Consider the following 15,184-nt stretch of genomic DNA (forward strand, 5'->3'; position numbering starts at 1 on the left):
AGGGGGACGGATCGCGGCGCAGCTGTGCGCCGGACGCACCCCCGGGTCACCGGGCGTAACCGGGCCGCCACTCGGCTGACGTACAGTCGGCTGCGGGGCGGGCCGCCCGCCCACGACGGCCGACCCCCGAGGAGACTCCCGGTGACCACCGACACCCGCCCCGTACCGGAGCTGGCCGCCGACGCCGTCGAGCAGTGGCGCACCGAGGAGGCCGACCTCATCGACCTGCTCGCCCGGGCGCAGCGCGGCATCGGCGGCATCGCCGCCTTCCGACTCGGCCCCACGCCCACCGTGCTGGTCACCGACCCGGCCGCCGTACAGCACGTACTCGGCCGCCACCCCGACCGCTACGTCAAGCGCTCGCACCGCGCGCGGATGCTGGTCGGCGACGGCGTGCTCTCCGCCACCGGAGACGCCTGGAAGCGCCAACGACGGCTGCTGCAGTCCCAGTTCACCGGCACCGGGATGCGCCGCTACGAGCAGCGGATCGCCGCCGCCGCCCGCCGGACAGCCGACCGCTGGAAGGGCTACGCGCGCACCGGCGAGACCTTCGACCTCGGCGAGGAGATGCGCGGATTCGCCCTCGACACCGTCTGGCGGGCCCTCACCGGGCTGCCGTTGGACGACCGCACCGACCATGAACTCCGCTCCGTGGAACGGGTGGTGGCGGCCATGCCGACCCTGCCCACGGACGCCGGGGACGCCCGGGACGCCGTCGCCGCCGACCTCGCCCGGATCGACGCCGTCGCGCTGGCCGCCATCGACGCGGCACGCTCGGCGACCGACGTCGAGGAGCCCGGCGTGCTGCGGGTCCTGCTCGACGCCGCGGCCCAACACCCCGAGTACACCGACCGGTTGATCCGCGACGAACTCGTCACCCTGCTCGTCGCCGGGCACGAGACCACCGCCACCACCCTCACCTGGCTCTTCCTCCTCCTCGACCGCCATCCCGAGGCGCGCGGCGCGGACCCGCAGGCCCTGGTCAGCGAGGCCCTGCGGCTCTACCCCCCGGCCTGGCTGCTCCCCCGGCACGCCGTCCAGGACGACGTGATCGACGGCCACCGCATCGCCGCCGGCACCGACGTCCTGGTCTGCCCCTACCTCACCCACCGCGACCCGGCCCTGTGGCCCGACCCCGAACGCTTCGACCCCGCCCGCTTCACCGCCACCGGCGCCCGCCCCGCCCAGCTCGGCGCGTACCTCCCCTTCGGCCTCGGCGCCCGCGCCTGCCTCGGCACCCAGTTCGCCGTCCGCGAGACCACCGCGCTGCTCGAACTCCTGCTGCCCGCCCACACCGTGCGGTTCCGCTCCGTCCCGACCGGCTCCGCCTACAGCATCACCGTGCGACCCGACGGGCCGACGCCGGCGGTGCTGAGCTAACCGGTCGCGGTCGCGGGCGCGATCCCGGTCCCGGTCGCGGTCCCGGGCGCGATCCCGGTCGCGGTCGCGGGCGGGAGGAAGTCGTCGGCCAGCTCCTCGCCGGCGAGGGCGGCGTCGACGCGGGCGTCGATGTGCGCGTGGGTGACCGGGCAGTCCAGCGGGCGGTCGCGGTGGCAGTCGAGCATGTGGGTCAGGACGGCCGCGGCGCGCTCCAGGCGGCGGGCGCGGGCCGTCATCCCGTCCCGCTGCGCCGCCAGCAGCGCCTTCCGCTCCCCCGCCTGCTCGCTCGCCATCACGGCGGCCGTCCCGGCGAGCGGGATCATGCCGTCCACGTGCCAGAGCTGGACCAGGGCGAGGCGTTCCAGGGCCGCCCGGTCGTACTGGCGCACCCGGCCGCGGCGGGCAGCGGGGGTGATCAGGCCGCAGTCCTCGTAGTAGCGCAGGGCGGGGACGGAGAGGCCGAAGGCCTTCGCGACCTCGGTGATCGAGTAGAGCTGCTCCACGCGTCGTCTCCTTCACGGTTCACGGCCGGCGGGTTGCACTCAAGCGCACTTGAGCGTGAAAGCTTAGGCAAGCCTAACTTCCTGCCGCAGCGAAGGGTTCGCCGCTCATGCCGCTCAGCACCGCCTCCGCCCCCAGCCGGACCTCACCGGGCCGCGCCGCCCCCGCCTCCGGCGCGCTGCTCGTCGTCGGCTTCGTCCTGCTCAGCCTCAACACCCGGGTCGCGTTCGGGCAGGTCGGACCGCTCGCGCCGGTCGCCGGCTGGGGCCAGGGCACCGTCACCGTGCTCGGGCTGCTGCCCCCGCTGTGCATGGGCCTGTTCGCACCGCTCGGCGCCCTCGCCCGGCGGCGGATCGGCGAGGAGCGCGGGCTGTTCTGGGCGAGCGTCCTGCTCGTCGCGGGCGCGCTGCTGCGCACGGCGGGCCTGCCCGGGCTCTACGCGGGGACGGTGCTGGTGGGCATCGCGGTGGCGGTCGTCAACGTGCTGATCCCGGTGTTCGTCCGGGCCCGCTTCGCGCCCCGGCGGATCGGCTCCATGATGGGCGTCTACGCCCTCGCGATGGGCGCCGGGTCGGCCGTGGTCGCCGCCCTGGTCGCGCCGGTCGCCGACGCGTGGTCCTGGCGGGCCGCGATCGGCCTCGCCGTCGTGCCGGCCGTCCTCGCGGCGGCGGGCATGGCGCCGCAGCTGCGGGTGGAACGACGGATACCGGCCGCAGCCGCGCCGGTGCACCGCCGACCCGTCGGCCGCACCGCGCTCGCCTGGAGCCTCACCGCCTTCTTCGGCATCCAGACCCTGGTCTTCTACGCCACCCTCGCCTGGCTGCCCTCGATCCTGGTCGACGCCGGCCTCAGCCGCACCGCCGCCGGCACCGACCAGGCCGTCCTCATCCTCGGCCTCGCCGTCGGCGGCTTCCTCGCCCCCGTCCTCGCCGCCGCCCGCGCCGACCAGCGGCCGCACCTGCTCGCCGTGGTGGCCGTCTGCGTCCTCGGCCTGCTCGGCGTCGTACTCGCCCCCGCCACCGGCGCGCCGCTCTGGGCCGGCGTCCTCGGCATCGGCATGGGCGGCGGCCAGGCCCTGGCCGCCGTCCTCTTCGCCCGCCGGGGCACCGACCACGACCACGTCGCCGCGCTCTCCACCATGGCCCAGACCTGCGGCTACCTCCTCGCCGCCACCGGCCCCGCCCTCACCGCCGCCCTCCACACCGCCACCGGCTCCTGGACGGCCCCGCTGCTGACCCTGGTCGGCCTGCTCCTGGCCGGCTCCGTCCTCAGCCTGCGCGCCGGCCACGACGCCCGGCCGTGACCGGCGTGCCTCCGCACCCCCGGCACCTGCGCCCCTCGATACTCCGGTAGACCCGTACGAGAGGACGCCGATGGAATTCCTGGTCGACATGGTGACCACCGTCCCGGACGGAACCACCGAGGAGGCGATCGCCGACATCCGGGCCCGCGAGGCCGATCGCTCCCGCGAACTCGCCGCCCAGGGCACCCTGTTGCGGCTCTGGCGCCCGCCGCTCGCCCCCGGCGAATGGCGCACCTGGGGCCTGTTCAGCGCCCCCGACGAGGAACGGTTGGAGCAGGCACTCGCCACCATGCCCCTGCGGGTATGGCGCCAGGACACCGTCACCCCGCTCTCCCCCCACCCCAACGACCCCGGCCGCCCGGAAGGCACCCGATGAACGACGAAACCGTCCTGCGCGACGTCCTCGACCGCTGGAAGACCGCCGTCGACGCCCACCAGCCCGAACAGGTCGCCGACTGCTTCACCGAGGACGCGATCTTCCAGGGCCTCCACCCGTACACCGTCGGGCGCACCGGCATCGCCGAGTACTACGCCTCCCAGCCGCCCGGCATGACCGCCGCCTACCGCGTCCTGGAGACCCGCCGCCTCACCGACGACCTCCTGCTCGGGTACCTGGGCGTCGACTTCGCCTTCCCCGACCGCCCCACCCTCACCGTCAACCTCGGCGTCCTGCTGCGCCGGTCGGCCGACGGCTGGTCCATCGCCCACTACCAGGTCTCGCTGCTGCCCTGAGCGGCGCCGTCACGTTCCAGCGCCGCGCTCCGTCGGGCCGGTGAGAGCAACCCGACAGGAACAAAGATCGTCTGATCGCCCCCAGGGGCAGTCCAGGGTTGTTATCAGGGTGATCACCGATGGGCGACGGCAGCTGGACGCAGCAGAGTTGACGAGGTCAACAAGTCCGTCAACGCCGCCCCGGAGAAACCCCGATGAGCATCCGCCTCGCCGTCACCACCCTCGCCCTGGCCACCGCCCTCACCACCGGCGCGGCCCTGCCGGCGGCCGCCGCCACGCCTGCTTCCAACGCCCCGGCGCTGGTGAACCCGACCGTCCAGGGCATCCTCGACCACCTGCCCGACGCCGTCGTTGCGGGCGCGCTCATCAGGCAGGACGGCGTGGACGCCACCGCCGGCCCGGTCACCGCCGGCGCCTACCTCCGGATCGGCAGCGTCACCAAGGTGTTCACCAACACCGTGGCTCTCCAGCTCGTCGCCGAGCGCCGGATCGGCCTGGACACACCGGCACGGCAGTACGTCCCCGAGGTGCTGCCCGAGGCGTACGACCGCGTCACCGTGCGCCAGCTCCTCGACCACACGAGCGGCCTGCCCAAGCCCGCCCGGACTCCCGGCCCGGCCGACGGACCCGGATGGCAGCTCAAGTCCGTGACGCCCGAAGACCTCCTGCGCGCCTCGTTCGCCGCAGCCACCGACGTGCCGCCCGCACCCCCTGCCGAGCAGCAGTACAACGGACTCAACTCCCTGGTCCTCGGCCTGATCGTCGAGAAGGTCACCGGCCACTCCCTCACCACCGAGCTGGAGCACAGGATCATCCGGCCGCTGCATCTGAGCCACACCAGCCTGCCCGCCGCCGACGACCCGACCATCCCCTCGCCCCACGCGGAGGTGTACCTCGACGGACAGGACGTGACCGAGCAGAGCCCGTACCCGTGGGCCGAGGGAGGGATCATCTCCACCGCCGCCGACCTGGACCACTTCATCACCGCGCTGTTCCGGGGCCGCCTGCTCCCGCCCGCCCAGCAGAAGCTGGTGTTCGAGGTGCCGAACGTGCCGAACGCCGCCGACAACACGAACTGCGTCGGCCAAACGGCCTGCTACAGCATCGGCGGGCTCATGCGCTACCAACTCCCGAACGGCGAGTACGCCTGGGGCAAGACCGGCTCCCGCCCCGGCTGGGACAACGGCGTCTTCGCCACCCGCGACCTCCGACACCGCGTGGTGTACTCCCTCAACCCGACGGGGACCGGCAACGACCTCCCCTATATCAAGGCACTCGTCAACGCCACGCTCGCCGGCTGACAACCGCAACCGTCCGGTGCACGGCGCGCAACGCCCGAGGCCCAGGCAACCCGGCACACCTTCCCGGTCACAGCACTGGCGACACGGCCCGCCCGCCGCGCTCGGGGCGAGCGCGGCGGGCTGACGGGGGAGGTGGCCCCGGGGGACATCGGACGTTGCCCTGGCGTACCTTCCGCTGGCGGTGCGGGGTCGAACAGACTGGGAGGGACTGTCGCCGATCCCTCGAAGGGGCCTTTCCTGTGCGTGCCCATGACTCCGGTAGTGCGTTTGCCGCCGACCGACGACCGGGCCGTACCAGTCGGCCCGCGGCTCCCGCCCGGCTGCCGTCCGGTGCCCGGGCGGTGACTCCGGCGGCGCTCACCGCCATGCAGCGGGCCGTGGGCAATGCCGCGGTGAGCCGGATGCTGGAGCAGGAGCAGGAACAGGAACAGCACGCCGCGGCCGACGTGCAGCGTTCTGCCGTCCACGAGGTGCTGAGGAGCGCCGGCACGCCCTTGGCCGACGGGATCCGGAGCGAGATGGAGACGCGGCTGGGTGCGGACTTCTCCGATGTCCGGCTGCACACGGGTGCGACCGCCCGGGAGTCGGCGGCCGGGATCGGCGCCCGCGCGTACACCTCGGGCAGCCACATCGTGCTCGGCGCCGGAAGGGGCGACAAGCACACGCTCGCGCACGAGTTGACCCACGTCATCCAGCAGCGCAGCGGCCCTGTCGCGGGCACCGACAACGGGACGGGGCTGCGGGTCAGCGACCCCTCCGACCGCTTCGAGCGCGAGGCCGAGGCGAACGCCTCCCGGGTGCTGTCCCGGCCGCTTGCCCGGGAGTCCGAGGCGGAGCACGCGGCCCACGCGCACGGCACGCAGGCCGTCGAGCCCTCGGTGCAGCGGCGCCCTGCGACGAAGCCCGCCGGGGAGGAGGGCGACCACACCCACGTCGACCCGGACTATCCGGGGCTGCGGCTCGTCCTGGACGAGAAGCTGACCAAGGAGTACTACGAGAAGATCTACCAACTCGCGGGCTCCGAGGAGCGCGTGATCTTCGACGAGGACGGCAGCTACGGGTACATCAAGGTCGACGACGACCTGGAGACCTACTACAAGCTCGTCAACATGGAGGTCGGTCCGGAGCAGGCGCAGGCGGACCTGAGCGGCCACTTCTCCCGGCAGCGGGACACCAGCTTCCACGTCCGGGCGGGCGCCGGGGCCTTCCACGGTGCGCAGATCGACCAGTTGCAGGACTTCGAGGCGCAGGGTGTGCGTTCGGGCCAACTGGTCGAGGTGAGCGTCGCGTTGCTGCAGCAGGCCAGCGGCCGTGCGCAGACCGTGGCGGGCGGGCTCGTCGAGAAGCGGCTCGGCGCCGCCGTCACCGGCATGAAGAACAGCGCCGCACTCGAACCGATCAAGATCCGGGTCGACGGGGGCGGCATCAGCATCCAGGACGGAAACCACCGTCTGGGCGCGGCCGTTCAGCTGGGGCACGCCTACGTGCCGTGCAAGATCGCCTGACGGGGGCTGCCGAGTCGGGACGGCCGGTAGCGGCTCGCGGCCGGCCGGTCGGCGCCTGGTACTTCCGCAGCGCGCCGCGCACTTCTACCGTTGCGTCATGCGGCGTGTTCTGATGGACCGTTCGAACCCGGGCGTGCTCGACCTGGTCCTCGTGGAGCGGGGCGGCTCGCTCCGGTACGCCCTCACGGCCGCGCTCCAGAGCGTGATCGCGGCACCGGTGCTGTTCCTGTACGGTGCTCTCTTCTCCCTTCCCCTCGACATCGGCATGCTGTTCGCCGGCACCGGATGGGGCCCGGTGTGGGCGGCGGCCGGGATCGCCGGTGGGGCGTGCGCGGTCATCGGGTGGGCGCTGATGGTCCGTCTGGTCTTCCGTACCGTGCACCGGCTGCGCTTCGCGCCCTCCGCCGAGCCGGCCACTGTTGTCCTCGTCCGGGGGGCCCGGGCGGACCGGCCGATGCCGGTCACCGAGGTACGACGGATCCGGATCGACCACTCCACCGAGGAGCCGTACGACGGCGACCCGCGCCCGAGGTCCGTCACCATCACGCTGACCGTCCTGCTGGAGCGCGGCGAGCTCCCCCAGCGGCCCGTGCCCCAGGACACCGACACCACCGCGCTCCACCGCGAGCTGCGCGAGGCCCTCTCCCCCGCCGTCGAGGTGGACCTGCACGTCAGCCACCACCAGCGCCCCGCACCGCCGCCCCCGCCCTCGGTGTCGGACCGGCGCTCGTGGCACCACTTCCGGTACGGGCACGGCGGTTCGACCGGCGGCGTGGGCGGCGGCTGAGCCTGGCCACCGGCCCCCTTCGCCGACCTCGACGGGGCCACCGTCGAGATCGGCGGAGGGGGCGGCGCCTCAGTGGCGGTGGTGGTTGTCGGGTTGGGCCGGGTCGCCGGGGTGCTCCAATCCCTCGACGAGGGTGAGGCGTTGGGCGCGCTCGTGGTCGAGCCAGCGGACGAAGGCGGCGCGGCGGGCGGCTTCGGTCAGGTCGGCGGTGGGGTCGCGCTCCTCCGGGGTGGTACGGACGGCGAGGAGGGCGGCCGTCCAGGGGCCGGCGGTGACCCAGGTGCCGGGCGGGGCCTCGCGGAGGGCTTCGGCGAGGGCGGCGGGCAGGGTGTCGGGGTCGGCCTCCAACTCGCCGTCGGGCAGGGCGAGGTGCCAGACGGACGACGGCGGGCGGGTGGTCAGGGTGCGGTAGTGGGCGACGTCGGCGGCGGAGGGTTCGACGTCGGCGGTGACCGCCGCGTAGACGGCCCGGACGGCTGCGCTGCCCTCGTAGGCGGCGGCGGTGATGGAGCCGAGTTCGACGGCGGCCTGCTGGTCCAGGCGAGCCGGTCCGGTGGACCGTACGGGCAGGTCGCGCTCGGTGGCGACCGCCTCGCACAGCGCCTCGGTCAGCAGCACCTGGGCGACCCAGCGGGTGAGCTGGCGGTCCTCCGAACTGCCGGGCTGGGGCAGGGCGGTGGAACGCGGGCCGGTGCGGAGGGCGGCGAGGCGGTGGTCGAGGGCGGTGCGCGGGAGCGGCCGGCCGTCGAGCAGACCGAGGGTCATGCCTCCACCTCCAGGGCGACGGTCGGGGCGTACTGGCAGCGGCCGAACCACATCACCTTGGCCAGCGCCCAGTACGCGCCGGGGTCGGTGGATTCGGGGGCGGCGATCTCGAAGTCCACGGTCGAGGACGATCCGGCCGCCACGGTGAAGCCGCGGACCGGGTCGGCGATGGCCTCCCAGGTGCCCCAGGGGGAGACGAGTTGGAGTTCGCCGCGGATCTCGCCGCGGGTGCGGTTGGTGAGGGTGAGGCCGAGGGTGGTGCGGCCGCCCGGGGTGACGCGCAGGGTCTCCTCGGAGACGGCGACGTCCAGGCCGGTGTCGCGGCCGGTGGTGGCCTTGGTGCCCTGGGCGATCGTCCAGTCCTCGGGGGTGTCGCCGGGGACGGGCAGCAGGCCGGGGAGGTCGCCGACGGCGATGGTCACGACGTCCTCGATCTCCTGGCCGTCGTGCACGATCCGGACGGCGGCGAAGTGCAGGCCGGGCGGCGCTTCGGCGGGCGGGGTGAGGGTGACCGGGAAGCGCAGGTGGCCGCCGGGCTCCAGCCGGTAGGGGCGGCTGCCGAGGCTGGTCTGCCAGCCCTCGGGCGGCAGGACGACGGCCGTGCCCTCGACCGCCGCGTCGCGCAGTTGCGAGGACAGGGCGACGGAGAGTTCGACCGCCGCGCCGTCCGTCCGCAGCAGGCCGGGCGAGGCGCCGACGGAGACCGGCAGGTAGCCGAGCGGCGCCGGGCCCCGGTTGTGCAGCCAGTAGCGGGCGTGGACGGGCTGCGCGGGTTCGGCGACCGGGCCGAGGACCGGGCCGCCGGGTTCGGCGGCGACGCCCGGGGCGGCGAGCAGGGTGGCGATCTGCGAGCCGGCGAGGTCGACGCGTTCGGTGGCCTCGCCGAGGGGGCGTTCCAGCAGGTCGGCGGGCCGCAGGTGGCTCAGCCCGAGTGCGCCGCCGAGTTCCGCCGTGCGCCCGAGGCCGGTCGACTCGACCAGCCGGACGGCGAGTTCGCGCCCGACTGCCGCCGCCGATCCGTGCGCGATCGGGTTGCCGGCGGGCTTGAGCGCGCCGAGCAGGACTTCGCGCTGCGGTTCGATCCGCAGCCAGGAGAGGGTGGCCGGCAGCGGGCCGTTCTGCGGCGGCGCGATCCGGGCGTAGAGCGGGTGGTTGAACTCCTGGCCCTGGGCGGGCAGGGTCTGGCTCCGCCAGTCGCCCGGTCCGCCGACCAGTGCGTAACTGAACTCGTGGGTCCAGTGCTGGAGTTGGAAGGATGCGCCGTCGGGCAGGGTCCGCCGGGGCGGGTCGATCCAGACGCCGGAGGGCCAGCCGGTGCAGGAGCGCATCAGCGAGAGGTGCAGGGCTCCGGTGGTGTCGACCGCGAAGCCCGGCAGGCCGAAGCTGAGCAACGCGACGGTGTGGTCGGCGAGTTGGTCCACGATTTCGGACGGGCAGACGGCGCCGATCCGGGCGTCGGCGAGGTCCGCGACCAGCGCGGCGACGTCCGTGACGACCAGCGCGGGCAGTGCCCGCAGGTCCCGCAGGTCGGCGCCGGGCTGCCAGACCTCGGCGAGCGGGGTGAGCGCGGGCACCCAGACCGCGCCGTGCGTCTTGAGGACGCTCGCGTACTCCTCGCCGGCCCGCTCGATCAACTCCCGGGCGGCGTCGTTCTCTTCCGGCCCGCCGAGGACGATCCGGAAGTCGGGCAGGTTGGAGTCGACGTCCAGCCAGCCGTACCGGGCCCAGTCGGCGCCGGAGGTGGTGGCGGTGACGCCGACCCGGGCGAGGGCGACCACCAGCGGGCGGGCGTCGGCGGCGTCGTCCACGCTCGGGACGACCACCTCGGCGACGCCCAACGCCCGCTCCCCCAGCGGCGATCCGGCCGGATCGGACAGGACGGCGCGCGCGGTGGCGCCGAGGCCGAACCAGGTGTTGGCCGGGTTGTCCAGGGTCCACGGCGCCTCGGCGGAGTCGACGTCGGGCAGGGCGAAGCCGCGCCCGACGACGGCGCCGGCGACCTCGCTGACCGGCAGCGCGCCGGGCAGGTCGACGGGGAAGCGCAGCCGCAGCAGCCGGTCGGCGCCGGAGTAGTCGACGACCCTGGTCCGGCAGTCGACCCGGTCGAGGCCGCGCCACAGGGTGACGGTCTGCTCGTAGCGGATCCCGTCGACGGTGCCGCCGATCACCAGCCGCTCGCCGAGCGGGCCGGTCTCGCGGCGCACGTCGGCCGGGGCCGTGCCGGAGCCGCGCACCGGCCCGCTGGGCACCAGGTGCCAGGGGCCCTCGCCGAAGTCGGGGTGCTGCGGGTACTCCTCGTAGACCCGCAGTTCGTTGCCGATCCGGCCGCCCTGGATCAACTCCCGGTCGTGCAGCAGGTCGTGGACGGAGGACAGGCCGCCGCCACGGACGGGGTCGGCGCTCACCCGGTAGCGGTCGTTGGTGATCACCACGCCCTCGGCCGCCGTCCAGGGCTCCGCCGCCGGGCCCTCCACCAGCCGCCAGGTGCGCCAGCCGAGCGCGGGGACGTCGGCGGCGAGGAAGCGCAGGGCCCCCCGGTCGACGGTGCTCGGCACGGGCTCGCCCCGGTCGTCGAGCACCCGTACCGCCCCGGTCCGCGGGGGCAGTTGGACGACGACCAGGTCGGTCCGGTCGAAGGAGAGCGTGTTGGTGACGACCACGGCCGAGTCGGCCGACCCTGCGCCGGCGGTGGAGCCGACGCCGGCGGTGGAGATCCGCGCGGTCAGCGCGTCCAGCGCCTCGTCCCGGACGGCGGCCGCGAGGTCGTGCGCCTCGCGCCAGCCGCCGAGCAGGTCGAGGTAGACCTGGTCGGACTCGGAGCCGGTGATGGCGTCGTGGTGGGCGCCGTAGGCGAGTTGGCGCCAGACCTTGTCGAGGGCGGCGGTCGGGTACTGCCCGAGGCCGTGGACGGCGGCGAGGGTGGCGAGCTTCTCGGCGTCGGCGGCGGCGACCTCGCCGGCCCGTTGGGCCTGCTTGGTGTCGATGTACGAGACGTCCTTGCCGGTGTAGACCGGGTTCATGTCGCGGGTCTGCGGGCTGGGCCGGCGGCCGGTGGCGGCGAGTTCGGCCCGGACGGCGTCGAGGAAGTCGCGCGGGGTGGCGCAGACGAAGCGCGGCCAGAGGTACTTGGCGGCCCAGGAGCGGTGGATCTCGGTGACCCACTTGTTGGGCGGGGTGTAGTCGGTGCCGACGGGCAGCAGCAGGTTCCTGGTCGCGCCGACGGGCTTGAGCTTGCGGTACAGCTCGTAGACGGCCTGTTCGGCGGTGGCGAGGTCCGGGGAGGAGTCCATCCACCAGCCGGCCGAGTAGTGGTGCGGCATGTAGTGGGTGAGCACGCCCTCGCCGGAGGGGGCGATCCACTCGAACTCGCTCGGGAACTGCATCACCCGGGCGTCGTCCTTGGCCTCGCGGAAGTTCTTCTGGATCGGGCCCCACTGGTGGAAGGGGCCGCGGGCCCAGGCGCTGCCGGTGAGGCCGGCCGCGGCGAGGTGGCCGGGGAACTGCGGGTCGTGCCCGAACACGTCGAGCTGCCAGGCGGTCTGCGGGTCGCCGCCGAGGATGTCGCGCTGGTAGCCGATGCCGTAGACGAGGTTGCGGATGGTGGTCTCGGCGCCGGTGAGGTTGGTGTTGGGCTCGTTGTAGGTGCCGCCGACGAGTTCGACCTGGCCGCGCTCCAGCAGCGTGCGCAGGGTCTCGCGGCGCTCGGGGTGCTGGTCGAAGTACGGCTTGAGGTAGTCGACTTCGGCGAGGACGAACTTGTACACCGGGTCCCGCAGCGCGAGGTCCATGTGCGCGTCGACGAGCGCGAAGCCGTTGCGCTCCCAGAGGGGCCGGGTGGTGGCGTCGGCGGAGAGCAGTTCCCAGGGGGAGGTGTAGGCGGCCTGGGTGTTCCACCAGACCGGGTCGTAGTGGAAGTGCGAGACCAGGAACATCGTCCAGCCGGGTTCGGCGACCTCCACCAGGGCGTCCACGCAGGCGCCCTCCGCCTCGACGGTGACGGGGAGTTGGGTTCCCGGCTCGGGGGCGCCGGTGAGCTCCAGCGGGACTTCGACCAGCCCCGTGCCGGTCGCCTCGCCGCGCACGCCCGGACCACTGACGGTGATCCGGGCGGCCGGGCCGTCGAGGGTGACCCGCAGCAGTTGGCGCGGGGCTTCCTCGGGACCGGTGAAGAGGTCGGTGTTCTCGACGGCGGTGATGGTGACCGGCACGGGGAGGGTCCTTTCGGTGCAGGTACGGGGGCCGGGCGCGGGGTCGGTTGCCGCGCGCCCGGCGGGAGTTGCCGGCGTGCCCGGCTACTGGCCCCAGGCCTCGAACTCGTAGATGCGGGCGGCCGGGTCGGTGTTCTGGGTGGGCTTGGTGACGACCAGCCGGACGTAGCGGGCGGTGCTGGTCACCGGGTGGGTGGTGGTGCCCGCGGTGTTGCCGGTGACGTCGGCGACCGTCGTCCAGGGGTCGGTGGTGTTCGAGCGGACCTGGATCGAGAAGTCGCGGGTGTTGAAGGCCGCGCTCTCGCCGCCCGCGCCCGCGTGCTTGACCACGAACTTGGACAGCTGCTTGGCCGAACCGAGGTCCACCTCAAGCCACTTGGAGCTGTTCAGGCTGCACCACTTGTCGCCGGTGCCGCCGTTGACGGTGCCGTTGACGGCCTTGGCCGGGCCTTCGTTGGCGTTGCACTGGCCGGAGGCGGTGGCCGGGCGGTTCAGTGCCAGGTTGCCGCCGGTCGCGGGCGGCGTGCCCGTCCAGCCGACGGTGGTGGAGGCGGCGGTGGAGCGGCCGTAGGTGGTGGAGACGGCCTCGACGTCGAGGGTGGTGGCGTCCTCGGTGCCGGCCCGGTCGAGCTGCCCGACGTAGTACGCGTCGTTGGGGGTCGCGCCGAGGAAGGTCCGGCTGCCGTCGGCGTTGCGCCGGTACACCTCGTAGTGGTGGACGTCGCCGCCGGGCGCGGCCGTCCAGGAGAGCCGCAGCGACTGGCTGGAGCCCGCCGTCACGTCGCTCGCGCCGAGGACGGTGAGGCCGCTGGGCCCCGCCGGGGCGCCCACCTCGCCGTCGTGGACGGAGATCTGGCCGATCCGCACGTCGTAGGCGGGGTCGGTGCCGTCGGCCCGAAGGGCGAGCTGGGCGATGGTGCGGCCCGCGTACGGGGCGAGGTCGAGGGTGTGCCGCTCCCACCCGGTACCGGAGTTGGCGCCGACGTCGATCGTGGTGAAGCTGTTCGGCGCGTCGGTGAAGGAGACCGCGGCCTTGAGCTTGGTGGGCCCGGCGGCCGGGGTCTTGACCACCAGGTCCAGCTTGGTGTTCGCGGCGACGGGCAGTTTGGTCTCGTACAGCCGCACGGTGTTGGCGGCGTCCAGGGTGCCGGTGAGGCGCAGCGAGGAGCCGCCCTGGTAGGCGTCGGTGAAGTCGACGGACGGGGTGAGCTTGCTGCCGCTGGAGTCGACCATCCACCGGTAGGTCGGCGGGACGTCCTGGAGGGACAGGTTGTTCCAGCCGCCGGTGGCGACCCGGGTGCCGACGGAGTTGTAGAAGTCCCCCTGCCCAGTGTTGAAGTTGGTGACGAAGGGCTTGGCGGTGATCGGCGAGGACTCGGCGACGTAGCCGGCCAGGCCGGGCCAGTTGTCGGCGGGGTTGGCCTTGGACGGGTCGTTGTTGGCGCCGACCCAGTAGCGGGCGTCCTTGGCGTAGAAGTCGGCCCGGTCGGTGGCGGACTTCCAGGTCCATTCGGGCCGGTAGAGGCCGAGCGAGGTGGTGTGCGGCCGGCCGGCCGGGAAGAGGGAGTTCCAGTCGACGCCGGTGTTGTAGCCGTTGGCCTCGGTGTCGATGCCGGAGTAGAGGTCGTACTCGCTGCGGCCGAGTTGCCGGGCCAGTGCGCGGGAGGAGTTCAGGCCGCCGGAGCTCCAGTTGAAGTTCAGGAACATCGAGTCCGAGGTGCGCTTCGAACCGTCCTGGAGGAACGGGGAGTTGGCGGAGGTGAGGGCGTTCTGCCAGTTGACCGAGCCGGAGGTGGTCATGGCGTCGTACCACATGAACTCGGTGCCGCTCTTGGCCTTGCTGTACTGCATGAGGTTGCGCACTTCGGTGGCGAGGGACGAATCCCCGCCGCCGGTCTCCTGGTTGATGAACCAGCCGTCGAAGCCGTAGTACTGGGCGGCCTGGGCGAGCTTGTCGGCGACGGGGTAGCTGTTGCCGGACTTCTGGACGAAGTCGCGGAGCCACTGGAGCTGACCGCCGTAGGCGGCGGGCGGGAAGAAGACGGTGCCGTAGACCTTGACGCCGTTGCGGTGGGCGGCGTCGATGACGGTCGGGTTGGGGGCGAGGATCAGGCCCTCGCCGGCCGAGCCGCCCCAGAAGACCAGCTTGTCGACGTACTGCCAGTAGCCGAAGGCGTAGTAGTTGGGGTCGGCGGAGCCCTGGGAGGGGTTGTTGGAGGTGGGCCCGAAGGAGACCAGGGAGGCGACCTTCCCTTCGCCGGTGCGGGCGTTGGGGTTGGCCTTGAGGGCGGGGTCGCTGGTGCGCGGCTGGAGCGGGACGCTGGAGCGGTTGAAGCGGGCGTCCGGGTCGGTGGCCGGGTCCCAGTTGAGGATGGTGGAGGGGTACCAGTACGAGGCGTAGGGCTGGGTGCCGGGGGTGCCGGGCGTACTGGCGGTCGGGGTGGTGGGCGCCTGCGGCCCGGCGTGGGCGGCGGGGGCGGCGCCCAGCACGGCGGCCGCGAGGGCGGCGCTGAGCAGCAGGGGTATCCGTCGTGACATGCGTGGCTCCGATCGAGCGGAGGTGGGTGGGGGCGGGCCGTCGGCGTGGACGGGCCGGGTGCATGTGGGCGTGGCGGTGCGCGCGGAGGCGGGGCGACCGCGGGGGGGTTGGGGACGCTGTGCGCCGGCGCGACCTGAACAAAGCACGAGGGAAGCATGCGTAC

The 15,184-nt window shown here is 73.7% G+C and carries 11 protein-coding genes; 7 read left to right on the forward strand and 4 right to left on the reverse strand.

Annotated features, from left to right (window positions below; all coding sequences use genetic code 11):
- Positions 1-141 precede the first annotated feature (141 nt).
- Positions 142-1,380 carry a cytochrome P450 gene (locus tag ACFVX9_RS31480; RefSeq protein ID WP_380379754.1) on the forward strand — a complete coding sequence of 413 codons (1,239 nt, stop codon included), beginning with the start codon at positions 142-144 and terminating at the stop codon, positions 1,378-1,380.
- Here the strand turns inward: ACFVX9_RS31480 and ACFVX9_RS31485 are convergent.
- Complete coding sequence (locus ACFVX9_RS31485; RefSeq protein WP_380379757.1) at positions 1,377-1,883, reverse strand: MerR family transcriptional regulator; 507 nt, start codon at positions 1,881-1,883, stop codon at positions 1,377-1,379. The two genes, ACFVX9_RS31480 and ACFVX9_RS31485, sit on opposite strands and share 4 nt — an antisense overlap.
- A 107-nt stretch (positions 1,884-1,990) precedes the next feature.
- Here ACFVX9_RS31485 and ACFVX9_RS31490 point away from each other — a divergent pair, with 107 nt between their 5' ends.
- The 6 genes from ACFVX9_RS31490 (at position 1,991) to ACFVX9_RS31515 (ending at position 7,509) form a co-directional block, all read left to right on the forward strand.
- Complete coding sequence (locus tag ACFVX9_RS31490) at positions 1,991-3,184, forward strand: MFS transporter (protein ID WP_380379760.1); 1,194 nt, start codon at positions 1,991-1,993, stop codon at positions 3,182-3,184.
- 70 nt (positions 3,185-3,254) lie between these two features.
- Positions 3,255-3,560, forward strand: coding sequence for a muconolactone Delta-isomerase family protein (locus ACFVX9_RS31495; protein WP_380486990.1), 306 nt, complete (start codon positions 3,255-3,257; stop codon positions 3,558-3,560).
- Positions 3,557-3,916 carry an SgcJ/EcaC family oxidoreductase gene (locus ACFVX9_RS31500; protein ID WP_380486992.1) on the forward strand — a complete coding sequence of 120 codons (360 nt, stop codon included), beginning with the start codon at positions 3,557-3,559 and terminating at the stop codon, positions 3,914-3,916. Before ACFVX9_RS31495 ends, ACFVX9_RS31500 begins: the two co-directional genes overlap by 4 nt.
- Positions 3,917-4,110: 194 nt before the next feature.
- Complete coding sequence (locus ACFVX9_RS31505) at positions 4,111-5,217, forward strand: serine hydrolase domain-containing protein (RefSeq protein WP_387984787.1); 1,107 nt, start codon at positions 4,111-4,113, stop codon at positions 5,215-5,217.
- Between the two features lie 341 nt (positions 5,218-5,558).
- On the forward strand, positions 5,559-6,722 hold the full coding sequence (locus ACFVX9_RS31510; RefSeq protein WP_387984790.1) for a DUF4157 domain-containing protein: 1,164 nt from the start codon (positions 5,559-5,561) through the stop codon (positions 6,720-6,722).
- Positions 6,723-6,819: 97 nt separating this feature from the next.
- Complete coding sequence (locus tag ACFVX9_RS31515) at positions 6,820-7,509, forward strand: hypothetical protein (RefSeq protein ID WP_380380615.1); 690 nt, start codon at positions 6,820-6,822, stop codon at positions 7,507-7,509.
- A gap of 69 nt (positions 7,510-7,578) precedes the next feature.
- Here ACFVX9_RS31515 and ACFVX9_RS31520 read toward each other — a convergent pair whose 3' ends face one another.
- The 3 genes from ACFVX9_RS31520 to ACFVX9_RS31530 form a co-directional block, all read right to left on the reverse strand.
- Complete coding sequence (locus tag ACFVX9_RS31520; protein WP_380380613.1) at positions 7,579-8,274, reverse strand: hypothetical protein; 696 nt, start codon at positions 8,272-8,274, stop codon at positions 7,579-7,581.
- Positions 8,271-12,482: an NEW3 domain-containing protein gene (locus ACFVX9_RS31525; protein ID WP_380380611.1), complete on the reverse strand. Its 4,212-nt coding sequence runs from the start codon at positions 12,480-12,482 to the stop codon at positions 8,271-8,273. Before ACFVX9_RS31525 ends, ACFVX9_RS31520 begins: the two co-directional genes overlap by 4 nt.
- Before the next feature lie 84 nt (positions 12,483-12,566).
- Complete coding sequence (locus ACFVX9_RS31530; RefSeq protein WP_380380609.1) at positions 12,567-15,020, reverse strand: discoidin domain-containing protein; 2,454 nt, start codon at positions 15,018-15,020, stop codon at positions 12,567-12,569.
- Positions 15,021-15,184: the final 164 nt, after the last annotated feature.

The organism is Kitasatospora sp. NPDC058243 (assembly GCF_042882025.1).
Taxonomy (GTDB): Bacteria; Actinomycetota; Actinomycetes; order Streptomycetales; family Streptomycetaceae; genus Kitasatospora.

Bases quoted from the DNA above. Each gene is read 5' to 3' on its own strand.
- ACFVX9_RS31490 (WP_380379760.1), top strand. From the start codon at position 1,991: ATGCCGCTCAGCACCGCCTCCGCCCCCAGCCGGACCTCACCGGGCCGC.
- ACFVX9_RS31495 (WP_380486990.1), top strand. From the start codon at position 3,255: ATGGAATTCCTGGTCGACATGGTGACCACCGTCCCGGACGGAACCACC.
- ACFVX9_RS31500 (WP_380486992.1), top strand. From the start codon at position 3,557: ATGAACGACGAAACCGTCCTGCGCGACGTCCTCGACCGCTGGAAGACC.
- ACFVX9_RS31505 (WP_387984787.1), top strand. From the start codon at position 4,111: ATGAGCATCCGCCTCGCCGTCACCACCCTCGCCCTGGCCACCGCCCTC.
- ACFVX9_RS31515 (WP_380380615.1), top strand. From the start codon at position 6,820: ATGCGGCGTGTTCTGATGGACCGTTCGAACCCGGGCGTGCTCGACCTG.
- ACFVX9_RS31520 (WP_380380613.1), bottom strand. From the start codon at position 8,274: ATGACCCTCGGTCTGCTCGACGGCCGGCCGCTCCCGCGCACCGCCCTC.
- ACFVX9_RS31530 (WP_380380609.1), bottom strand. From the start codon at position 15,020: ATGTCACGACGGATACCCCTGCTGCTCAGCGCCGCCCTCGCGGCCGCC.